21 protein-coding genes and 1 pseudogene are annotated in these 20,436 nt (G+C 64.1%); 2 read left to right on the forward strand and 20 right to left on the reverse strand.

Translation table 11 applies throughout. The features are described from left to right. Positions 1-180 precede the first annotated feature (180 nt). Positions 181-423: a hypothetical protein gene (locus tag AC1RQ5_RS01270; RefSeq protein WP_493196794.1), complete on the forward strand. Its 243-nt coding sequence runs from the start codon at positions 181-183 to the stop codon at positions 421-423. Between the two features lie 29 nt (positions 424-452). Here AC1RQ5_RS01270 and AC1RQ5_RS01275 read toward each other — a convergent pair whose 3' ends face one another. The 12 genes and pseudogenes from AC1RQ5_RS01275 to AC1RQ5_RS01330 form a co-directional block, all read right to left on the reverse strand. Next, positions 453-674: a hypothetical protein gene (locus tag AC1RQ5_RS01275; RefSeq protein ID WP_493196795.1), complete on the reverse strand. Its 222-nt coding sequence runs from the start codon at positions 672-674 to the stop codon at positions 453-455. Between the two features lie 178 nt (positions 675-852). After that, positions 853-1,047, reverse strand: a complete 195-nt coding sequence (locus AC1RQ5_RS01280) for a hypothetical protein (RefSeq protein ID WP_493196796.1) — start codon at positions 1,045-1,047, stop codon at positions 853-855. After that, on the reverse strand, positions 1,044-1,421 hold the full coding sequence (locus tag AC1RQ5_RS01285) for a hypothetical protein (RefSeq protein WP_493196797.1): 378 nt from the start codon (positions 1,419-1,421) through the stop codon (positions 1,044-1,046). The genes AC1RQ5_RS01280 and AC1RQ5_RS01285 overlap by 4 nt, the downstream gene beginning before the upstream one ends. Before the next feature lie 1,463 nt (positions 1,422-2,884). Continuing rightward, complete coding sequence (locus AC1RQ5_RS01290; protein ID WP_493196798.1) at positions 2,885-4,441, reverse strand: T6SS phospholipase effector Tle1-like catalytic domain-containing protein; 1,557 nt, start codon at positions 4,439-4,441, stop codon at positions 2,885-2,887. 5 nt (positions 4,442-4,446) lie between these two features. Continuing rightward, positions 4,447-5,565 carry a DUF4062 domain-containing protein gene (locus tag AC1RQ5_RS01295; RefSeq protein WP_493196799.1) on the reverse strand — a complete coding sequence of 373 codons (1,119 nt, stop codon included), beginning with the start codon at positions 5,563-5,565 and terminating at the stop codon, positions 4,447-4,449. Continuing rightward, positions 5,562-6,215, reverse strand: coding sequence for a hypothetical protein (locus AC1RQ5_RS01300; protein WP_493196800.1), 654 nt, complete (start codon positions 6,213-6,215; stop codon positions 5,562-5,564). The genes AC1RQ5_RS01295 and AC1RQ5_RS01300 overlap by 4 nt, the downstream gene beginning before the upstream one ends. Positions 6,216-6,369: 154 nt before the next feature. Then, positions 6,370-6,708 (reverse strand): hypothetical protein, encoded by a 339-nt coding sequence (locus AC1RQ5_RS01305; RefSeq protein WP_493196801.1) that lies wholly within the window; start codon positions 6,706-6,708, stop codon positions 6,370-6,372. 130 nt (positions 6,709-6,838) lie between these two features. After that, a pseudogene (arsH, locus tag AC1RQ5_RS01310) lies at positions 6,839-7,348 on the reverse strand (arsenical resistance protein ArsH); the annotation flags it as partial. Next, the gene (arsC, locus tag AC1RQ5_RS01315; protein WP_493196802.1) at positions 7,338-7,742 is read right to left on the reverse strand and encodes an arsenate reductase (glutaredoxin); all 405 of its coding nucleotides are present in this window, start codon (positions 7,740-7,742) and stop codon (positions 7,338-7,340) included. The pseudogene arsH and the gene arsC, both read right to left, overlap by 11 nt. Continuing rightward, positions 7,739-8,797: an ACR3 family arsenite efflux transporter gene (arsB, locus tag AC1RQ5_RS01320; RefSeq protein WP_493196803.1), complete on the reverse strand. Its 1,059-nt coding sequence runs from the start codon at positions 8,795-8,797 to the stop codon at positions 7,739-7,741. The genes arsC and arsB overlap by 4 nt, the downstream gene beginning before the upstream one ends. A 1-nt stretch (position 8,798) precedes the next feature. Further along, positions 8,799-9,326, reverse strand: a complete 528-nt coding sequence (locus AC1RQ5_RS01325; RefSeq protein WP_493196804.1) for an arsenate reductase ArsC — start codon at positions 9,324-9,326, stop codon at positions 8,799-8,801. Continuing rightward, positions 9,319-9,702: an ArsR/SmtB family transcription factor gene (locus AC1RQ5_RS01330; RefSeq protein WP_493196805.1), complete on the reverse strand. Its 384-nt coding sequence runs from the start codon at positions 9,700-9,702 to the stop codon at positions 9,319-9,321. Before AC1RQ5_RS01330 ends, AC1RQ5_RS01325 begins: the two co-directional genes overlap by 8 nt. 52 nt (positions 9,703-9,754) lie before the next feature. Between AC1RQ5_RS01330 and AC1RQ5_RS01335 the strand changes: the two genes are divergently transcribed. Beyond that, positions 9,755-10,948, forward strand: a complete 1,194-nt coding sequence (locus AC1RQ5_RS01335) for an MFS transporter (protein WP_493196806.1) — start codon at positions 9,755-9,757, stop codon at positions 10,946-10,948. Positions 10,949-11,693: 745 nt separating this feature from the next. On the opposite strand, the gene AC1RQ5_RS01340 is transcribed toward AC1RQ5_RS01335, so the two are convergent. From AC1RQ5_RS01340 to AC1RQ5_RS01375, 8 genes are all read right to left on the reverse strand, one after another. After that, the gene (locus AC1RQ5_RS01340; protein ID WP_493196807.1) at positions 11,694-11,948 is read right to left on the reverse strand and encodes a hypothetical protein; all 255 of its coding nucleotides are present in this window, start codon (positions 11,946-11,948) and stop codon (positions 11,694-11,696) included. Between the two features lie 106 nt (positions 11,949-12,054). Then, on the reverse strand, positions 12,055-12,690 hold the full coding sequence (locus AC1RQ5_RS01345; RefSeq protein WP_493196808.1) for an NrsF family protein: 636 nt from the start codon (positions 12,688-12,690) through the stop codon (positions 12,055-12,057). Further along, positions 12,687-13,244 (reverse strand): sigma-70 family RNA polymerase sigma factor, encoded by a 558-nt coding sequence (locus AC1RQ5_RS01350; RefSeq protein WP_493196809.1) that lies wholly within the window; start codon positions 13,242-13,244, stop codon positions 12,687-12,689. The genes AC1RQ5_RS01345 and AC1RQ5_RS01350 overlap by 4 nt, the downstream gene beginning before the upstream one ends. A 103-nt stretch (positions 13,245-13,347) precedes the next feature. Further along, the gene (locus AC1RQ5_RS01355; RefSeq protein ID WP_493196810.1) at positions 13,348-16,545 is read right to left on the reverse strand and encodes an efflux RND transporter permease subunit; all 3,198 of its coding nucleotides are present in this window, start codon (positions 16,543-16,545) and stop codon (positions 13,348-13,350) included. After that, positions 16,542-17,972: an efflux RND transporter periplasmic adaptor subunit gene (locus AC1RQ5_RS01360; RefSeq protein ID WP_493196811.1), complete on the reverse strand. Its 1,431-nt coding sequence runs from the start codon at positions 17,970-17,972 to the stop codon at positions 16,542-16,544. The genes AC1RQ5_RS01355 and AC1RQ5_RS01360 overlap by 4 nt, the downstream gene beginning before the upstream one ends. After that, positions 17,969-19,213 (reverse strand): TolC family protein, encoded by a 1,245-nt coding sequence (locus tag AC1RQ5_RS01365; protein WP_493196812.1) that lies wholly within the window; start codon positions 19,211-19,213, stop codon positions 17,969-17,971. The genes AC1RQ5_RS01360 and AC1RQ5_RS01365 overlap by 4 nt, the downstream gene beginning before the upstream one ends. Beyond that, the gene (locus tag AC1RQ5_RS01370; RefSeq protein WP_493196813.1) at positions 19,210-19,614 is read right to left on the reverse strand and encodes a FixH family protein; all 405 of its coding nucleotides are present in this window, start codon (positions 19,612-19,614) and stop codon (positions 19,210-19,212) included. The genes AC1RQ5_RS01365 and AC1RQ5_RS01370 overlap by 4 nt, the downstream gene beginning before the upstream one ends. A gap of 99 nt (positions 19,615-19,713) precedes the next feature. Next, complete coding sequence (locus tag AC1RQ5_RS01375; protein WP_493196814.1) at positions 19,714-20,070, reverse strand: hypothetical protein; 357 nt, start codon at positions 20,068-20,070, stop codon at positions 19,714-19,716. Between the last annotated feature and the right edge of the window lie 366 nt (positions 20,071-20,436).

Genomic DNA, 20,436 nt, shown 5'->3' on the forward strand with positions numbered 1-20,436 from the left:
CGGCGATGAGCAAATCTCCGATTGTTCTCGTCGACGATCTCAGGCGGGAAACTAACCGGCCACATGCCAGGCGATACCGAATATCCGCCCCCGGAAGAAGACCTCGGCGGCGGCGACATTTGTTCGCCTGAGCAAGATCCGTCGACCGAAGACGACAAGCCTCTCGATTAGGATCTGTCCGTGTCCAACGACGCAAAGAAATTGTCAGCTGCAGAACTTCAAATCGAATGCCTTCGGGAGCTCAGCGGCGACCCGCTCACAAGAGACATCCAGACCGTCCGCATCGTCCGCCTGTGTCCCCGCGATGCTGACGGCCAAAACTGGACATTCGGTTCGCTAGAGCCGGCGCCAACCCGCGAGGGTTTTGGCGCAGCTCAGACTATTCTCGGTCCGTTGCACGCCAAGTACTCGCTTGAAGACTGATGCTTCGTCATCATGATGGCGTGCCGTGGTCATGCAATCTCAGCGGACCAAAGCTTGGTCTTCGAATCACCTTCGTGCAGCCAGAGCTCAGCGGCCTCACAGTTCTCCGGCGTGTTGCGCTCCATCCATTCGAAAGCGGCAGCCACCGCCTCCGCCTGCGTGTCAGCATCAAAGGGATCGCTCAACTTGAACGGACCGATCTCTTGTCCAAGCTCCGGCTTCAGTCGCAGCCACGCCTCGTAGTAGACCATGAATATTTCCGTTTTTCACTGAGGCTCAGACGGCTTTTCCCGCTCGTGACTTTCGGCTTCCGCAGCTGCACATGCATCCAAGCCATGGCATTTGCTCCGATAGTACCAGGTGCCTACGGCTGCCACCAAGCAGACGAGAACGAAAGCAAAAAGCAGCAACCATCGCCGATTAGACATTTCAGCGGCTGACCTTCTTCTCACCAGCCTTGGCTTCGCGTGCAAGCCGCTCCGCCTTCAAGCGTTCGCGATTGTCGTCGAAAGCTTTCTTTTCCAAGGCCTGCCCGTCTAACGGCGGGGGATCCATCTTCACAGGTTTGAAAACAGCTTCGGCGCGAGCGGCGTTTGTCATTCCGTCGGAAGACTTTTTGTTCACGGCTTCTTCTTTCGATCTCTCCGCACATCGCGGAATTCTGACGGCCCTTTGAGCAGACGCCGCTTACGCGTCTCCTGTTCCTCCGCCGACGCCGATTGATCGCTCATCTTGTCGATCTGCTTGCCGGCGAGCTCGGATGACTTCGACGAAGTCGCCGACTTCTTCGCGCGGCCGGCGGTCGCGCCAGCCAGGCCGAGCTCGACTAGGCGGCGGATGGCCTCGGGGCGCGATAGCTCCGGATCTCGCTGTTTTGCAATCCATGCGTCGATTGCCGCTAAAGGTTCGTCGAGCATTCGCACGCCGATGACAGTGCCGGTACCCGTGGTAACAGGACGGCCGCGCTTATTCGCGTTAACGCCAATTGACTTCTTCATGATTTAGCGTTAACCGAAAATCGGACCAAAGGGAAGTTGGCGCTTCCCTCGGGCCCTAACTCGCAACAAGAGGTCTAGTCATGTCGCAAGCTGTCCGTGCGAATAGCACGGCTGCGCCCGCTTTTGGATCTCCCCCCCGGTCTTCGCGAGATCGGTGAAGGAGCGACATGCCTGCTCGACGAGAGCGGTACAGCTTCTGTACTATTGTATTTGAGATCCCGAGCTTTGGCCTGCGCAAGCTTGGAGCGGGAGATGGCGTAGTCCGCCAGTGCGTTGCGCATGAACTGTGCGAGAAGTTGAGGTTGAACGCGTCCGTTGCCGTCGACAGAGAGGCAGTGGCAATGAACCTTGACCACGAAGCCGTCGATCAAGACGTCACGCTCCACAATCGATAAATGCACGTCTAGAGCTTCAGGGTCACCCGTGAGAGCTGCGACGAGATCGGCAGGCGTGATCGTCGACAGTCTTTCCCCCAAGGTTCTCCGTGTTGAGCGATGGCAATCTGAGTCGCGTCGATAGGCGCATCCAGCCTTTCGAGCGCCGCTTAATCTAGCGACTTTGAATTGTTATCGCCGAAGCAAGAAAGCTGACGCGTTATCTGTAGACAGGAATTTTGCTATCATAGTGGCCCGGCCAGTCCGCGACGTTGCCCCCACGATCCCAGCTCGCTTGTAAATTGACGTGAGGTATCTCGCCATCGACGCGGTCGTCAGCGCGCCTTTTCGTTGCGATTGAAACAGAGGCTGCTGTAGATCTGCGGGACTGAACGTTGCGTGGTGCTCGAAGCAATCTGCCAAAGCACTGCGCAGAGCTTTATCATGGAGCGCTAACCGGATCGGGCGGGAGGCGCTTTTGGGGTTAAGCACAAGCGCCGGGAGGACGCGCCCTTCGGAGGAGAAGACGTCTGCGAATCGAAGCACGGCCAGCTCGCCGGCACGCAGGCCTAGCGTGACTGACATGAGCATCGCCAGCTTCCCGCGCTTATCATGGTCGCTGTGAACCGAGCGAGAGACTTTTCGTCTCCTGAGCTCAGGGTGGTGACTAGACCACCGGTCCCTTTCGGACGACCTCTGCCTCTTCTTTTCATGATCGGCAGGGTATTTCGGCGGGAAAGGACGAACAGGGCCTAAGACCCGGTGACTTGATTTATTTTCGTCCGAATAAATCCAATTCCATCCGAGGATTTTTGGTGGATGGAATGTGGGATAACCCAATTACCCCAACAACTTAATCTAACAAATACAGATGGTTATGGGGTTAAACTGGCGGAGAGGGGGGGATTCTCAGCCAGCGGCCGCGTAGGCCCTCGAAAACCCGTAAAACAAGGCATTCCCGAAAGACCGGCATATTTTTTGTGGCCACCACTGTGTACCACATTTTCGCCCGCGGCAAGCGGCGCCGGCGCTGGCGGGAACCCCGCCCTTGATGCTCGTCAGATGGTCCGTAGTCGCGCGTCTGTTCGCCTAGCTTGACACGGCGTCGGCCAATCGGCCGGCCTCTGCCGCGTAGACGTCTTTGAAATCGACGTGGTCGGCGAGAAGATCCGGTCGATAGGGCTGCTCCTTGTCGTAGACGAGGACACGGGCTTCGTCGAAGCGACGCTTGACCGATGGATGATAGGTGGCCTTGGGAACGACCTTTCTGGACTTCTCCTTCCAGTTCAGCCTCCAAAACAGCAGCCGGACGCCCACCCGGCACTCGTCATGCTGTTGCCCGGTATGTCGACCATAGGTCGCGAGCAGGCTCTCGTTCACCAGCAGGCCCGCCTTCTTCGCCTGGCAGGCCATCCACTTCAGGGCGATGTCCGACAGCCTCGATTCGTTTTCGGGGTAGCTGCCCCCGACATCGGAATGGTTGCCGGCGAACCATAGCTGCCTGAGATCGGCGCCCTCCTCGATCTCCCGGTTCGGCGGCTCGGCGTCGTTCGCCCACGGAACGCGGTCGAAGTCCGCCCGCCGCTCGTCGAGGGCCAGCGCGTGACGTGCGTAGCGGACGAGCGGGTTCAGATGGCGGTCGAAGAACTTCATCTGCAGGTTGGTCAGGTGCACCGTCTGCCACCAACCGAAGCCAGGCACGCCGAACGAGACCTTGAGACGCAGCAGATAATACGACGTCAGTCCGGCGACGCCGACGGCGGCCATGGCCTCGATCCACGTCATCCAGAAGACGTAACCGTATCGCGCCAGAATCCACGCCAGGACCGCCGAGGAGCCGGCCACGAGGGTGGCGGCGATGGCCCAGAGCCAAGGGACGAGCGATGAGCTCACCCCGATCGCGGCGACCGTATCCCATACGCCGATGAAGTGCGGCACCGCGTTCGAGCTTCCTGCCTCCTCCGACGCGTAGCGCCGCCTGAACTGAGCGCCGAGAGCGGTCCGCTGCAGCTTGAGTGACCGGGTGCGATCCGTGGCGTGATCGTCGTCCCGGTCCGCAGCACCGCTTCCGTGCCGATAGACGCGCTTCACGGCCTCCACGGCGATCGCCTTGAGCGTCTCCGGATCCCGCTGGAGCGGGGAGCCGTCCGGCATTCGGGTCGGAATCCCGCAGAGTCCGAGCACACCGGCAAGGCACCGCACCGTGTAGGCGCCGCGGCTGAAGCCGAAGAGGAAGATGCGGTCTCCGGGACGCCAGAGCCTCATCAGAGCCACATAGCAATCGACCAGGTTGCCGGTGATTCCGAGGCCCGTAGCACTGCCGAGGCCGTTGTAGATGCGGCGCAGGAACGGCACCTTGATGTCGTCACCGGCGAGCCGCGAGCCGAGGCCCGGATCGTAGTAAGCCAATTGACGGTCGGGGTCGATGATGGAGTCAGGACCGCAACGCGTTGCCCTGAAGAGCTTGTAGACGTTGCTCCGGAATTCATCGACTTCGACGCCGCCGGCCTGGCCCGTTCCGTCCGAGAAGACGACGATGTTGCGTCCGGAGAATGTTGGCATCCGGTACGGCGTGTCGTCGTCGTCCCACCTGTCCGCTACGACCTCGACCACATCCGGAGCGGGCGTACCTTTAGGAGAAGTCATGAGCGTCACTCCGTCCTGTACGCGCGAGCGAGAAGGGTCAGAAAATCCTCGACCATGCGCTCTGCATCGAAGCGCAGCGCCGCGCGGGGGCGGACCGGCGGCGACAACAGGATCGGCCCGTGATCGTCGGTCTGCATGCGCATCGTCATGCGGTTCGGGCTGGCGTCGTGCTGCCGCCGCGTCCGCCAAGCATGGACGGAAGCGCCCTCGATCGCGACGGCCGGCGCGGAATGGGTCAGCCGCTGGGTGGGATCGATTTCGCCGAGAAGCCATTCTGCGAAGCCGAAGCCACGCAGAAGTATCCCACGGACCTCCTCTTCGATGATGGCCGACACCCCGAAGTGGGCGTCGTTCGCCTTCGGGATCGGCATCCTCATGCGTAGCGTGCCCTGAGGATCGACCAGGAGCTCCGCGCCCCGATCCTGGAAGATGATGAGCGAGCCGCCATCGAGTCGGGTGTCAGATCCCGCCCTGCTGTCGAAAATCCTGTTGGCGCCGAACATCGCCTCCCTGAGAAGCTTGTCCCCGAGGGCGGCATCCTCGATCTCGCTCGGCCGCAGGATCGCATGGGAAGGTCCGCTCGCAATGCCCATGACGATGATCGGCCCGCCCGACGCCATGCGGCCCCGCTGCTCCACCGGCATCAGCGCCCGAACCGCGGCGGACAATCCCCGGTGATCGACCGGGGAAGTCGCGATGGAAAGCTCCCATTCGTGCAGCGCGCGAACGATCTTGCGCCGGAGATCGTCCGGATCGTCGAAAGCGCCACGGAAGTATCCGCCGCTCCAGCTCTGGACATCCTTCACGAACGACGCCTGATCGGCGCCCTGCGCCACGCCGTTCTGCACGAACGCTATGACCGGCCGCGCCTCACGCGCTTCGCGGAACTCCTCCTCCGTCGCCGAGAAGCCGGACTGCTGCCGAACGCCGTATTCGCCGCCGAGGAGCAATAGCGTCAACGCCGCCTCGCGGACGCCCGACAGACACGCGACCTGCGGCGAGCGGGGACCTGGCACGAAATCCTCGGCCATCACTGGCGCGTGGCCGAGCTCTTCGATGGCAGCCTTCGCCGCAGCCCTGAAGGGCTCCATCCCGGTTATCAGCGAGCTTACGAAAATCTTCATGATGGTCCTGCTCCGCGCCGGACGACCGTCCCGGCCGCCCGCCTGTTCGGGGCCTTGCGCGCCGTCGGTTTTTTCGAATCCTTGTTCAGATGTGGCGACTGAATGCTGAGAAGCAATTGACGGGCGTAGGACCGAGCGGCCTCGAACACGCCTTCCTCGGTCACGAACAGAGCGAGGTACGCAGCATGGATCGCGGCGATCACCACCACCGCCAGTACCTTCGCGTCGAAACCGTCCGAAAGGTCCACCGGCCAACGGCGCCAGAAGATCGCGATGCAGACAAGGACGATGAGGGCGTTGAGAACGAAGCCCGGCCGCTTCAGACCGAGCAGGTTTCTTCGGAAGCCGTAGTCGACGTTCTCGTTGAAGAGTATGTCGAACTTCTTCCTGTTGCGGGTGTTCTCGCGCAGCCACGCGGTACCCCGCGCGTAGTAGGCGTCCGCGGCGCCGGGATCCGCCGATTCCTCCGCCGCCGACGGGGCGGCTTCGCCCAGCTTCCGAGCGATGAATGCATGGAAGCCGGACTTGGTCGCCGCGTCGTACGTCGGGTCGCGATGCCGCAGCGTCACCGTCGTCGGCAGACCACCCATCTTTTCGATGATCGCCGGCTCGATCGCCCGGCCGCGGCGGCGCGCAACGTCGGCGAACATGGCGAACAGACGGCGAGCCCGGTGCCCGCGATGAGATTGGTAAGCGCGACACCGCCCCAGGCGATGAAGATCGCGACGAACGCGAAAGCCGGCGCGCCTCCTATCACGGCCGGAATGAGCCGCGCACGTACCGTATAGGCATCGATCGGATTCCTCATCCGGTTGCTCCGTCTTCCTGAACCAGCGGGGCGACGGCGTCGGACAGCGCCTCCGCGGTGAAATGCACGTATCCCGCCGGCGTATGGATCAGCATCAGCAAGGGAAAAAACTGGCTGACGCAAAGGAGCGCGGCCGTCCTCACGTCGCGCGCCGACGGGCCGCTGGAAACGAGATGATTGTGCCAGGTGCCGAGCGCGTAGAGGGCTCCGCCCGACCCTTCGATGAGATCGCGCAGGACGGGGCGCAGGCCCTCCGTGCCGAGGACGAATTCGTCGCGCGAGAAGCGGCTATGCGGCGGAGAACACGAACGATACCGGCTCGACGGCACGGACACCGGATGGACTGGAGCCAGCCGCCCGCCAGGCGTTCGCAAATTCGGTGCGGATCTCTACCACCGCGACTGAAAATGCGGGAATAGTTACCCGCAGGAAGCGCATGTCGATCTGCAAATGATCTCATAGTCCGGACGATTGATTGGGGATCGTGATCATCCGCATCCAGCGGCCGAGCACGCGAAGCTGGTTCACAGCGTTGAACGACTGCGATCCGCCGCTGACCTGCATCACGGCGAGCGTCTTGCCCTGCGTCGGACGGACGGCGCCGATGGAGAGCGGGATCCAGTCGATCTGCGCCTTCATGATGCCAGTCATGGCACCATGGCGCTCGCGGCTGCACCAAACTTGTCCTTCGGACCAGGCTGACAGGTCGCGGAGTTCCGCGACCTTCGGATGCGTCGCCGGCGCGTCGTCCGGAAGCGGCAGGCCGGAAGGGTCGAAGACGCGGGTCTCGGCACCGAACGCCTGCAGAAGGCGTGCCGTCTCCTCGACGGCGAAGCGGCTGAAGGACCGCTCCCGCAGCGAGCCGTACAGCAGGAGAATCCGCGGACTGTGCCCGATGGCGGGCGTCCGCTGCAGAACCGTCGCGTCGGGGGCCCGGAACGCGGCGGGATCGATGTTCGGCAGATCAGGCGGCATCGACGATCTCTCCGTCTTCCTTCACGAACCGCCCGATGTGCGGATTCGGCAGAAGCGCCAACACTTCCTCCGACGGTCGGCAGAGTCTGACGCCTTTCTCCGTGGCCACGATCGGCCGGTTGATCAGGATCGGATGGGTCAGCATGGCGTCGATCAGGTCGTCGTCGGTCTTCGCCGGATCTGCCAGGCCGAGGTCGGCGAAGGGCGTGCCCTTCTCGCGCAGCAAGTCCCGGACGGATATACCCATGTCGGCGATCAGTTCGAGAAGCTTTTCACGGGAAGGCGGGGTCTTCAGATACTCGATCACGTCGGGCTCGACGCCGCTCTGGCGGATCATCGCCAGCGTGTTGCGGGAGGTCCCGCAGTCGGGATTGTGGAAGATGGTGACGGTCATGGCCGGACCTCCGCAGGTTTCGTTTCGGTTTGGCCGGCGCCGGCTTCGTACCAGCCGCGCGACCTCTGGACGATCTTCACGACCGACAGCATGACGGGGACTTCGACCAGAACCCCTACGACGGTTGCCAGCGCCGCGCCGGAATCGAGGCCAAACAGGCTTATGGCGGCGGCAACCGCCAGTTCGAAGAAATTGCTGGCACCTATCAGGGCCGCCGGGGCGGCCACGCACCAGGCCACCCCGAACCGGCGGCTGAGCCAGTACGCAAGGCCTGCGTTGAAGTAGACCTGCACCAGGATCGGCACCGCCAGCAACGCGATTACAGTGGGCTGCTTGATGATCTGTTCGCCCTGGAAGCCGAACAGCAGCACCAGTGTAGCCAGCAGGGCGACCAGCGACAGCGGCTGCAGCCGCGCCATGGTGCGGTCGAACCCCGGCTGGCCGGCGCGCAGCAGCAGCCGTCGCCAGACCTGGGCGAGCAACACCGGCGCCACGATGTAGAGCGCCACGGACAGGAGCAAAGTTGCCCATGGCACCGTGATGGATGCGACGCCGAGCAGCAGGCCGACGAGCGGAGCGAACAGAAACACCATAAGCACGTCGTTGAGGGCGACCTGGCCGAGCGTGTAGTGCGGCTCTCCGCCGACGAGGTTCGACCACACGAACACCATCGCCGTGCAGGGAGCCGCCGCGAGCAGGATCAGGCCGGCGATGTAAGAGGGAATCTGCTCGGCCGGTAGCACAGGCGCGAACAGGTGCCCGATGAAGAATGTCCCCAGCAGCGCCATGGAGAACGGCTTCACGGCCCAGTTGATGAACAGGGTCACGCCGACGCCGCGCATGTGCTCGGTGACCTTGCCCAGCGCGCCGAAATCGATCTTCAGCAGCATCGGGATGATCATCAGCCAGATCAGCACCGCAACGGGCAGGTTGACCTTCGCCACCTCCGCGCCGGCGACGGTGGCGAATGCGCCTGGCATCGCGTGCCCGAGGGCCACGCCAGCGACGATGCACAGCGCCACCCACAGGGTGAGGTACCGCTCGAAAATGCTCATGTCAGGCCACGTCCGGACGGGACGACGTGGTGCCTTCCGTGCGGCCGATCTCGCGCAACTTGGTGCCGAGCGACAGCCTGTCGATGCCGTCGATAGGGAGTGCCGTGAAGGCCGCTATCCGGTTTTTCAGATACCGGAAGGCCGTCAGGAACGCCGTATGCTTCAGAAGGTCCGCTCCTTCGACGTCAGAGGGGTCCTCGATGCCCCAGTGCGCCGTCATCGGCTGCCCGGGCCAGACCGGGCAAGATTCGCCGGCGGCGTTGTCGCAGACGGTGAACACGAAATCCATCACGGGCGCGTCCGGAGCCGCGAACTCGGTCCAACTCTTAGAGCGCATTCCATCGGTCGGATAGTCCAGGCTTTCCAGCACACTGAACGCGAACGGATTAACCTCGCCCTTGGGAGTGCTTCCAGCGGAGAACGCCCGGAAACGCCCGGCGCCGTCCTTCCGCATGATGGACTCGGCCAAGATCGAACGCGCCGAGTTGCCGGTGCAGAGAAACAATACGTTGTAGGTCCTGTCAGACACGGGATTTCTCCTTGTTGCGTTTCGTCTTCGCTGCGGGTCTCGGCGGGCAGCATGGCTGTAGGCTCTCGATGAGAGGGCCGCACAGTTCCGGGCTGCCGCCGCAGCAGTCCTGGATCAGGAAGAGGGTGAGAGCCTGGAACGCGGCAATGTCAGCCCGGTAGATGATCGTGCGGCTGTGACGCTCGCCGGAGACGAGGCCCGCCCGCGACAGGATAGCGAGATGCGCCGACATGGTGTTCTGCGGGACGCCCACGGTGCGAGCCAGTTCGCCAGCGGCCACGCCGTTAGGCTCTTGTCGGACGAGCAGACGGAAGGTGTCGAGGCGGGTGCCTTGCGCGAGCGCAGACAGCGCGGTAATGGCTTCTTCTTTTTTCATATATCCAGATTTATGGAAATGTTTTTTCTCTGTCAACTGGACCGGAGTCTCGATGCACGACCGACAACTGCCAGTCATCCTGGCGCTGGGCACCACGCAGACCCTGGCATGGGCGTCGAGCTACTATCTGCCGGCAATCCTTGCCGACCCGATCGCCCGCGATCTCGGCATCTCAAACAACTGGTTCTTCGCCGCCTTTTCCGGAGCGCTGTTAATCTCCGGACTGCTGGGGCCTCGGGTCGGCCGCCGGATCGATGTCGTCGGCGGCCGGCAGGTCCTGTCGTTCTCGAACGCAACGCTGGCGGCAGGTCTCGTCCTTCTAGGAAGTGCCCATTCCATCGCCGTCCTCGTCTCCGCTTGGGTCGTGCTAGGCGTCGGTATGGGTCTCGGCCTCTACGACGCCGCGTTCGGCGCCTTAGGACGCATCTACGGCGACAAGGCCCGCCGTGCGATCACGGGCATCACGCTACTGGCGGGCTTCGCCAGCACGGTCGGATGGCCACTATCGGCGTGGGGTCTGGAGACAATCGGCTGGCGTCAGACCTGCTTTGCATGGGCGGCGGCGCATGTCCTGATCGGGCTGCCTCTGAACACGGTCTTCCTCCCGAGGGTCGGGCGACAGGCGGCTGCAGCGGCCGCGTCGGTCAAACCGGATATACCGATCGACCGCACGATGGTGCTGCTGGCCATCGCGTTCGCCTGCGCCTGGGCCGTAACGGGGGCGATGGCCGCCCATCTGCCACGAATATTGGAATCGATGGGTGCGACGAGCATCCAGGCGGTGGCCGCCGGCGCCTTCATCGGGCCCGTGCAGGTGATGGCGCGGATCGCGGAGGCCAGTCTGCTGAGCCGCTTTCACCCTATCGTCTCGACCCGCATCGCGTGCGTCACTCATCCGATAGGGGCCGCCGTGATGGCATTGGTTGGCGGACCGGCGGCGATCGCTTTTGCCATCTTCCACGGCACCGGCAACGGCATCCTGACCATCGCGCGAGGTACGTTGCCGCTCGCGATCTTCGGTCCCAAAGACTACGGCTACCGGCTCGGTATCCTCGGCGCGCCAGCGCGTGTCGCCCAGGCCGCGGCACCGCTGGCGTTCAGCCTCCTGATCGATCGCATGGGAGGCGGCGTGCTGCTGGTGTCGTCGGGCTTAAGTCTCGCGGCCTTGCTGGCGTTGGCACTCGTTCGTGCCACCTCTAGAAACAAGGTTGGATTATCCACCGACCGAATTTTGAAGTCGAATTAGCAGCTCTAACCACTCTTCGGTCGCGGGGGGTCTTTCGTTTCAGCGCGTCCGACACTTAAAGTCGTCCGTTTCAACCACCCCTTATCCGTGGGGTTATTTTCATTCGAGCCAATAGCCGTAATTGTCAGGCCCTTTCTCAACGACACATTCGAACCGGCACCAGGGCGCACTGCGGAGGACTTCTTGGAAAAGGACGCAGAGAAGAAGCTTGCCAGATCGATAGCCAACCGCCCTGAAACCAACTAGACGGCGCGTCGCAAACCGCGCGGCCGCTGATTGGTGGAGTACTCGCGTTGTAGTCGCATCTGCCGCACCGAAACGTCACTCTAAGATAGGAGCGACTCGGAACACCGACTACCATTTCGTCGTGCATCCCGCATGCATAGCAGTCCGCGGTCCGCCGCGCGTATTCGGCGTTCGTGGCAAACAGAGTCAGTCGTCTTCCTGCGTCGCAGACGCGATCGCCCGGCTAGGAAATGGGACGATCTGTAAGTCGCTGTGCCCAACCATGGCTTTTGCGTCCGGCGACGAATTCAAGCACCCGCAGAGGATCTCGGCCTCAGTCTGCATCAGCGGATGCCGGCCGTGGCGGGACGTTGCGAGTTCGCGGCCGGTCGTGTCGTCCACGACCGTCCAGCCCCGCACTCCCCGGACAACCCGGAAACGCTTCGCGTCCCGACGGGGAGCATCTCCTGCGCGAGCTGTCACGACAAGCTTCCTGGGAACGACCGATGTTGCGGAACCATCATCGACCCTTCGGCCCGCCGCTGTACGTCCAGGCTCCCGCGCGTATTTGCGGCGCGACGCTCCCCGGCTGACCGGCGGAGGCGAACGACTCGAGCGGGGTTGCGGCCCGGTACGCTTCGGAGGCTCGGGTCTGCTGGTGGATTTCGTTAGGCCAGTAGCTCTTGTCTGTGATCGTCGAACCCGCATTCGCCGCGGCGGAAAATACAACGGCCGACGTCAGGATCGCGGAAAGAAAAATGGTATTGCGCAACATGGTCCAACTCCATCTGGTACGAAAGCGGCATCATTGCGCTTTCAGAGATAAGTTCGGACCCGAGCGACTGCCGGTTACAGGCTCACACCGACGTGATGACGATCGTTCACCACCTCAGCAGACGCGGGCCCAGAGCGGCTCCGGCGAGCGTGCACAACAGGATCGTTCCGCCGTACCAGACCGTCACGAAGGGTAGCGAGTCGTCCATGCAGTGCAGCGCGTAGGCCATCGCGCTCACGCCGCCGGCGAATAGTCCTGCCGCGGCCCCGGCGAGCCTGAGATCCGTCGGCGCCCCCTTCCGCACGGCCCAGATCGTGGCGGCGAAAGGAACGATCGCGATGAGCGGTATCGACAGCAGACATTCCAACCACTGATCTCCGACGATCATCGCCTCCCAATGGGCGGGCGGCGCGAAGGAAAGGTTGACCAGGCCGAGGGCCGCGATGACGGCGAACGGCAGGACGATGAGGATCGGCCTCGTCCTGCGCTCGCCACCCGGACGCGCGAGCTTCGCCAGGGAGAGGAATGCGAGCACGACGACCGCCATCGCGAACAAGAGCTTCAGGACGAGAAAACCGGCGGCGCGCGAATCGGCGAGATCCGGACGGAAGCCGAGAACGAAGGCCACGCCGATCAGCGCGGCCCCGATCACGACCGCTGCGCCGATCGTCCATGACTGCGGCGTCCGATCGACGCCGACGTCGCCCGTGCTCAGCAAGTCGAGAAGTTCGTCCGTCTTCATGCGCGCGATTCCTTCGCAATCGAAGCAGCCAATCTCTTCAGGCCGCGGTGGATGTTGATCTTCACCGAAGACTCGGAAACGCCGCATCGCGCGGCGGCCTCCGCGACGCTCCTGCCGTCGAGCTTCACCGCGACGATGGAACATCGCATTTTCTCCGGCAGCATTTTCATCAGACGCGCCAAGTCGAGGCTGCTCTCGGCGCCCGACCGGTCGTCTCCCGCCGTCACATCCTCCGCCGCGTCGATGGGCAGGTCGGTCGTAGACCTCCGCGTCCGGCGCAGGAAGTCGATCACCTTGAACCGCGCGATCGCATGCACCCATGGTGTCAACGGTTCGGTCGGATCGTAGGTGTGCCGCTTGAGGTGGATCGCCAGCACCGCCTCCTGGACGAGATCCTCCGCGTCGCCGACCGACCGTCCGGCCCGGGCGAGCTTGCTTCTGTAATACGCGCGCAGATGCCCGCTCAGGCGGCCAAGCAGCGCGCGATGCGCGACCGCGTTGCCGTCCAGGCTCGCAAGCATGAGCTTTCTAAGCTCGGACTCAGGGGAGATCATGACGGGTCCATTCCCATGAGTTCGCGAAGCCGAGAACTTCGGTTACAGGCGACCGCGAAAAAAGCCGAAATCCGACGAAGATGTACGGTAAGCCCGCAGGGCCTCATTCGGCCGCCTGTGATCGGTCAGACCGATCCATCAGCCCGGCGGCACCGTCGGGCTTTGCTTCAGGCACCTCGGCCCCCGGGTCTCGGGGCAGACCGAAGCCCTTGATGAGGGCGTAGACGGCCGGAATCACGATGAGCGTCAGGATGGTCGACGAGATCATGCCGCCGATCATCGGCACCGCGATGCGCTGCATGACTTCCGATCCGGTCCCTGTACTCCACAGGATCGGGATCAGGCCGGCCATGATGGCCACGACGGTCATCATCTTCGGGCGGACCCGCTCGACCGCCCCCAGCATGATCGCCGCGTTCAGGTCGGAACGCGTGAACGGCTTGCCTTCGGCGGCCCGCGCCGCCTGGATCTCCTTCATCGCGTGATCGAGATAGATCAGCATGATGACGCCGGTCTCGGCCGCGACGCCGGCCAGCGCGATGAAGCCGACGGCGACCGCGACGGAGAAGTTGAAGCCGAGCCACCACATCAGCCACAGCCCGCCGACGAGCGCGAACGGGAGCGACAGCATCACGATCAGCGTCTCGGTCAGGCGCCGGAAATTCAGGTAGAGCAGCAGGAAGATGATCAGCAGCGTGACGGGCACGACGATCTTGAGCCGTGCCGTCGCCCGCTCCAGATATTCGAACTGCCCACTCCAGACCACGTAGTTTCCCGGCGGAAACTGGACGCTGGCGGCAACGGCCGCCTTGGCGTCGGCGACGTAGCCGCCGAGATCGCGGTCCCGGATGTCGACGAAGATGTAGACCGCGAGCTGGCCGTTTTCGGTCCGGATCGACGTCGGCCCCCGCGTCAGCTTGATCGCGGCGACCTCGCCGAGGGGAACGGTGCCCCCGCCGGGCAACCCAACCAAGACGTCCCGGGCGATCGACTGGGGATCGCTGCGCAGATCGCGCGGATACCGCAGATTGACGCCGTAGCGCTCGCGGCCTTCCACGGTGGTGGTAATGGTTTCGCCGCCCAGGGCGGACGACACCGTGTCCTGCACGTCGCTGATCATGAGGCCGTATCGCGCGAGCACCTCGCGGTCTGGAACGACGTCCAGGTAGTAGCCGCCGATGACGCGCTCCGCATAGGCGCTCGACGTGCCTGGCACGGCCTTCACGACGGTTTCGATCTGGCGGGCGAGTTTCTCCATTTCGACCAGATCGGTCCCCAGCACCTTGATGCCGATCGGCGTACGGATGCCGGTCGCCAGCATGTCGGTGCGCGCCTTGATCGGCATGGTCCAGGCATTGGAGACGCCGGGGAACTGCAGCGCCTTGTCCAGATCGGCGATCACGCCGTCGACGGTCATTCCCGGACGCCACTGCTCCTTGGGCTTGAGGTTGACGATCGTCTCGAACATCTCGGTCGGCGCCGGATCGGTGGCGGTCTCGGCGCGCCCGGCCTTGCCGTAGACCGACGCCACTTCCGGAAACGTCTTGATGATCCTGTTCTGGGTCTGCAGGATCTCCGCCGCCTTTGTCACCGACAGGCCCGGCAACGTCGTCGGCATGTACATCAACGTGCCTTCGTTCAGGCTAGGCATGAACTCGGTCCCGAGTTGCCGCGCCGGCCACAGGCTGACCGCCAGCGCGGCGAGCGCGAGCAGGATCGTCAGAGTCTTGGCCTTCAGCACGCCGCGGATCAGGGGCCGGTAGACCCAGATCAGGAAGCGGTTGATGGGATTCCTGTGCTCCGGAACGATCCTGCCGCGCACGAACAGCACCATCAACGCCGGGACCAGGGTGATGGACAGGAGGGCAGCAGCCGCCATCGAGAACGTCTTGGTGAACGCCAGCGGGCTGAACAGCCGGCCCTCCTGGGATTCCATGGTGAAGATCGGCAGGAACGAGACCGTGATGATCAGGAGGCTGAAGAACAATGCCGGTCCGACCTCGCTCGCGGCCTCGATCAGGACCTCCAGCCGCGGCTTGTCGGGCGGGGCGCGTTCGAGATGCTTGTGCGCGTTCTCGATCATCACGATGGCGCCGTCGATCATCGCACCGATCGCGATCGCGATGCCGCCCAGGCTCATGATGTTGGAACCGATGCCGAGCAGCTTCATGGCGCCGAACGCCATGAGGATCCCGACCGGCAGCATGACGATGGCGACGAGCGCGCTGCGCACGTGCAGAAGGAATACGATGCAGACCAGGGCGACGACGATGCTTTCTTCGGTCAGCGTCCGCTTCAACGTCTCGATGGCGCTGTGGATGAGGTCGGAGCGGTCGTAGACCGGTATGATCTCGACGCCCTTGGGCAGTGCCGACGCCATCTCGGCCAGCCGCGTCTTCACGTTGTCGATGACGTCGAGCGCGTTCTGTCCGAAACGCTGCAGGGCGATGCCGCTGGCGACCTCGCCGTCGCCGTTGAGTTCGGTGATGCCGCGCCGCTCGTCCGGACCGAGCTCGATGCGCGCGACGTCCTTCAGCAGCACGGGCGTGCCCTTGTCGACCTTGAGCACGATGTTGGACAGATCGGCGAGACTCTTGACGTACCCCCGACCGCGGACGACGAATTCGAATTCCGAGAGCTCCACGGTGCGGCCGCCGACGTCCATGTTGCTGCCGCGGACCGCGTCCCGCACCTTCGCCAGCGGGATGTCGAGCGATCTCAGGCGGTTCGGATCCACCACGATGTTGTACTGCTTGACGAAGCCGCCGACGCTTGCGACTTCGGCGACGCCCTCGGCCTTCGAGATGCCGTAGCGGATGGTCCAGTCCTGGATGGACCGAAGGTCCGCAAGCGACCTGTCCTTGGACTGCAGCGCATACTGATAGACCCAGCCGACCCCGGTGGCGTCCGGGCCCAATGTCGGCGTGACGCCGGCGGGAAGCTTGCGCGCAGCGGCGTTCAGGTATTCGAGCACGCGGGAGCGCGCCCAATAGATATCGGTGCCGTCCTCGAAGATGATGTAGACGAAGGAAACGCCGAAGAACGAGAAGCCGCGGACGACCTTCGATTTCGGGACCGTCAGCATGGCGGTCGTCAACGGATAGGTCACCTGATCCTCGATGACCTGCGGCGCCTGGCCCTTATACTCGGTATAGACGATCACCTGGGTGTCGGAGAGGTCCGGAATCGCGTCCAGCGCCGAATGCTGCACGGCGTACAGGCCGCCCGCGACGACGAAGACCGTTCCGATCAGGATCAGCATCAGGTTGCGGGCCGACCAGTCGATGAGGCGCGCGATCATTGCGCTTTCTCCCCGGTGTCGAGGCCCTTGAGCGCGGCCTTCAGGTTGCTTTCGGCGTCGATCAGGAAGTTCGCGGAGACGACCACCTTGTCGTGTTCTTCGAGGCCCTCCCTGATCTCCACCCGGCCGTCACCACGGCGTCCGGGCTTCACGGCCCGCGGTTCGAACCGGCCGTCGCCCTTGTCGAGGAGCACCAGTTGGCGCTCGCCGCTGTCGATGACGGCGCTGCTCGACACGGTCACGACGGGCGCTTCCGTCCCCGTGGCGATCTCCACGTCCGCGTACATGTCGGGCCGCAGCACATCGTCCGGATTGGGCAGTTCGATCCTGACCCTCGCGGTGCGGGTCTCGGGTCTCAGGTTCGGATAGATCACCGTCACCTTTCCGGCGAACGGGCGGTCCGGATACGCCCGGGGCCGCACGATGGCCTTCTGACCGACCTCCAGAAGCGCCAGATCCCGCTCAGCTACGTCGACCATCACCCAAACCACGCCGCGGTCGATGATCCGAAACAGGATGTCGCCCGGTGCGGCCCGCATGCCGTTGACGGCGGTCCGCTCGACGATCTCGCCGTCCTGGGGCGCGGGCCAGTTCAGGTAGACGGGAATCTCCCGCGTGCGTTCGATGTCCGCGATGAAGGCGTCGGGTGCACCGAGGTTCTCGAGGCGGCGGCGCGCGCCCTTCAGCGCCTGGCCGCCGATCCCGGCGTCGCTCCGTGCGTTCAGCGCCGACAGATATTCGGCGGCGGCGCTCGACAGGTTCGGCCCGTAGAGGCGCATCAAGGGCTGGCCCTTGCGCACGTGCGAGCCGGTGGTGACGTCCGCGACGGTGTCGATGAAACCTTCGAAGCGGAGCGATACGACCGACACCCGTCGCTCGTCCTGCTGCAGCGTTCCGGGCGCCCTGACCATCGTATTGAGGGTGCGGAATTCGGCCGTTTCGGTCCGCACGCCCGCTTTCTGGAGCTTGCCCGCGCTGACCTTGACCAAGGAGTCGTCGTCCTGCTCGCCTTCGTAGACCGGCAGATAGTCCATACCCATCGAATCCTTCTTCGGCGTCGGCGAGGTATCCGGAAGACCCATCGGATTGCGGTAGAACTTGATGCGTCCGGGCTCGGCACCCTTCGCGGCCACGGGCTGCGGCGCTTCCTCGAAGCTCACGTCCTCGCTGCTCAGGACCGCCAGATATTCCTTGCCCGAAGAAGTCTTCGCCGGTACCGGCGAATACTTGGGCGCACCGTCGGGATCGCGGTAGTAGACGACCGGTCCGGTCGGCGCCGGACGGGCGGGTCCCGGGCCGGCGACCGCAGGCAGGACGGCCGACAGCCAAGCCGGCAGCGGATGGTTCGACCGGCCGAGCGCCAGGCCGGCGCCGCCCGCGATCGCCGCCGCCGCGGCGATCAGAAACAAGGTCGACGAACGCTTCATAGCGAACCTCCCGCGAGCCGCTCGAGTTCGGCGTATTTCGATTGCAGTTCGACCTTGAGCTTGAGCAGGTCGAGTTGGACGGCGCGATACCTCCGCTCGGACTCGAAGACCGACGAGAGATCGGACGAGCCGGCCTGGAAGCTGTTCCTGGCGTTGTCGACCGAGGAACGCGCGGGCGGCAGTTGGCGGGACGCGTAGATCTGGACGACCTTGCGCAGCGCGTCGACGCCGAACCAGGCATCCGCGATCTGCCCGTCGATCCGGAGCCGCAGCGCCTCGCTGCGGGCCTGGGCGGCGCCGAGACGCGCGCCAGCCGCGCGCTGTTCGGCATCCTTGACGTAGTAGTGCAGCGGCAACTTGACCCCGAGCGTGAACTCGCCGGTGTCCTCCACGCCAGGCCGCTGAACGTACTTCGCCCCGACGTTGACGTCGGGGTAGTAGTTCAGATCGGTCAGCGACTTCGTCTGGGCCGCCGAACTGCTCTGGGCGCCGGCGAGCCCCAGCATCGGGTTAGCCGACCGCCCGAGCGCCTGGGCCTGCGGGAGACCGACCGCCTTGAGGATCCGGAATCCGGTCGGCGCCGCCAAGGGCGCCATCGACGGGCGGCCGATCAGGGCGTTGAGGCGCGCCGCGGCCGACTTCAGTTCGCCCTGCCGGCGGACGAGATCACCCTCGGCGGTGGCCGCCTCGATGTCGGCCTTGATGACGTCCTGCTGGTCGACCGACGTCGTGCCATACCGGGAACGCAATAGGCTAAGGATCTCGTCGTAGCGGCGCTTGATGTCGGTGGCGATGCCGATCGCTTCATAGGCGGCGTTGTATTCGCCGTGAGCGGCCACGACCTGCGCGACCAGTTCGACGACGGTCGCGCGCCCCTGGAATTTCGCGGCGTCGGCATCCGAACGCGCGATGTCGCGCTCCAGGCCGTATTTGCCCCAGAGCTTGATCTCCTGGTCGAAGCCGATGCGGCGCTGTCCGACGCCCTGACGATTGACGTCCCACGCTTCGAGGATGAGCGTCGGATCGGCCATGACGCCCATCGTTCCGATCCTGTGCACGGCCGCGTCGAAATCGAGCGACGCGGCGGCGACCGTCGGATTGAGGCGCCGGGCAAAAGCGACGACGCCTTCCACCGTGGCACCGAGCTCGTTCCGCTCGGCAGCGGCGGCGGGATACGACCACAGCAATGCCGTGGTCGCTCCCACAATCGCGAAACGCGCGATGGAGGCCGCCGGTGTCACGGCGTCGCCTTCAGGACGAGCTTGTTCTCGACCGTTCCCGTCTCGCCCTGGACCTTGGCGCCAAGCGACAACTGCCAGCCGCCTTCCATCGTCACGGCGGCCTTGAACTTGTAGACTCCCGGCTCGGTGCTAGGCATCGCATCGATGGTGGTCTTCATCGACTCCATGCCGTCCGGAGCCATGTCCAGCCGCTTGGCGAAGATTACGGCGTCAGGGACCGGTTTGCCGTCCGGCTTGTGGACGAGGCGGACGGCGATGACCGCTTCGCCCTTCTTGACGGTCTTGTCGACCAACTGGAATTCGTAGTCCTTGACGTCGGCGCGGGCGGTGGTGGCGCCGGCGGCCAAGGCAACGCCGATCGCCGCGGCCCGGAGGGCACGCGTGGAATTGTAGCTCTTCATTCTGAGATCCTCGATGTCCTGATTTACCGCGAACAGCGGCATGCATGTTCATCCGCACGGCCTTGGGCCGATGCGGCAGCAGACGCGTTTTGGCGCCGATCAGGTTGAGGTTCGGGGAGGATGGTCCGGAGGGTCGCCGACGAGGCCGTCGGCCGCAAGGTCGTCGAACGCGAACGAGAGCCGCCGGACCTGGAAGGATATCCGGATGCCGTTCGACGCCGACGGATCCGCCTGGGCGACCGTCAGCATGCACAAGGCAAGCAACGGACAATCCTTGCAGCCGTCGCTCTTCTGCTCGTCGGGACAGCACGGCATGTCAGCCGACATGGCAGACATGTCGCCCGTCGCGGCGGAGGTCACCCGTTCGGCGGCCGCCGGCGTCACCAGCGGCGCGAACGCGAGCCCGGCGATCACGAAGACCGCGAGCAGACGACCGATGGTGCGGCGAATATCCATGACAGGACCATCACACGGGCGGTGGATGCAGGGAAGGGCCGTCGGTTCACGTCTTCGCCAGCGGGTCTACAAAACGGCCACCTGGTTAACCGCCTCCGTTCAGGACGCGATTTCGGTGCCCAGAAAGCGCATGAAGGGCTTCTGGCCGTCGGCTCCGAACATCAGGACATCGTACGCCCTGTGCGTTCCGCCTTCCATGCCGGGCGATCCGGCGGGCATGCCCGGGACAGTCTGTTCGAGTGCGTCGGGAAACGATCTCCGTACTGGACTGACCGGCCTGACGAGTTCGGCTTCTGCCATATAATCCGGCGAGAACCGTGCGCTGCTCCGGGAATGTCGATGCTTGTGTCCGCGGCTTAAGCCGGC

The sequence above is a fragment of the Tardiphaga sp. GW821-FHT12E02 genome (assembly GCF_058807155.1).

Bases quoted from the DNA above. Each gene is read 5' to 3' on its own strand.
- AC1RQ5_RS01275 (WP_493196795.1), bottom strand. From the start codon at position 674: ATGGTCTACTACGAGGCGTGGCTGCGACTGAAGCCGGAGCTTGGACAA.
- AC1RQ5_RS01285 (WP_493196797.1), bottom strand. From the start codon at position 1,421: ATGAAGAAGTCAATTGGCGTTAACGCGAATAAGCGCGGCCGTCCTGTT.
- AC1RQ5_RS01290 (WP_493196798.1), bottom strand. From the start codon at position 4,441: ATGACTTCTCCTAAAGGTACGCCCGCTCCGGATGTGGTCGAGGTCGTA.
- AC1RQ5_RS01295 (WP_493196799.1), bottom strand. From the start codon at position 5,565: ATGAAGATTTTCGTAAGCTCGCTGATAACCGGGATGGAGCCCTTCAGG.
- AC1RQ5_RS01300 (WP_493196800.1), bottom strand. From the start codon at position 6,215: ATGTTCGCCGACGTTGCGCGCCGCCGCGGCCGGGCGATCGAGCCGGCG.
- arsC (WP_493196802.1), bottom strand. From the start codon at position 7,742: ATGACCGTCACCATCTTCCACAATCCCGACTGCGGGACCTCCCGCAAC.
- arsB (WP_493196803.1), bottom strand. From the start codon at position 8,797: ATGAGCATTTTCGAGCGGTACCTCACCCTGTGGGTGGCGCTGTGCATC.
- AC1RQ5_RS01330 (WP_493196805.1), bottom strand. From the start codon at position 9,702: ATGAAAAAAGAAGAAGCCATTACCGCGCTGTCTGCGCTCGCGCAAGGC.
- AC1RQ5_RS01335 (WP_493196806.1), top strand. From the start codon at position 9,755: ATGCACGACCGACAACTGCCAGTCATCCTGGCGCTGGGCACCACGCAG.
- AC1RQ5_RS01340 (WP_493196807.1), bottom strand. From the start codon at position 11,948: ATGTTGCGCAATACCATTTTTCTTTCCGCGATCCTGACGTCGGCCGTT.
- AC1RQ5_RS01345 (WP_493196808.1), bottom strand. From the start codon at position 12,690: ATGAAGACGGACGAACTTCTCGACTTGCTGAGCACGGGCGACGTCGGC.
- AC1RQ5_RS01350 (WP_493196809.1), bottom strand. From the start codon at position 13,244: ATGATCTCCCCTGAGTCCGAGCTTAGAAAGCTCATGCTTGCGAGCCTG.
- AC1RQ5_RS01355 (WP_493196810.1), bottom strand. From the start codon at position 16,545: ATGATCGCGCGCCTCATCGACTGGTCGGCCCGCAACCTGATGCTGATC.
- AC1RQ5_RS01360 (WP_493196811.1), bottom strand. From the start codon at position 17,972: ATGAAGCGTTCGTCGACCTTGTTTCTGATCGCCGCGGCGGCGGCGATC.
- AC1RQ5_RS01370 (WP_493196813.1), bottom strand. From the start codon at position 19,614: ATGAAGAGCTACAATTCCACGCGTGCCCTCCGGGCCGCGGCGATCGGC.
- AC1RQ5_RS01375 (WP_493196814.1), bottom strand. From the start codon at position 20,070: ATGGATATTCGCCGCACCATCGGTCGTCTGCTCGCGGTCTTCGTGATC.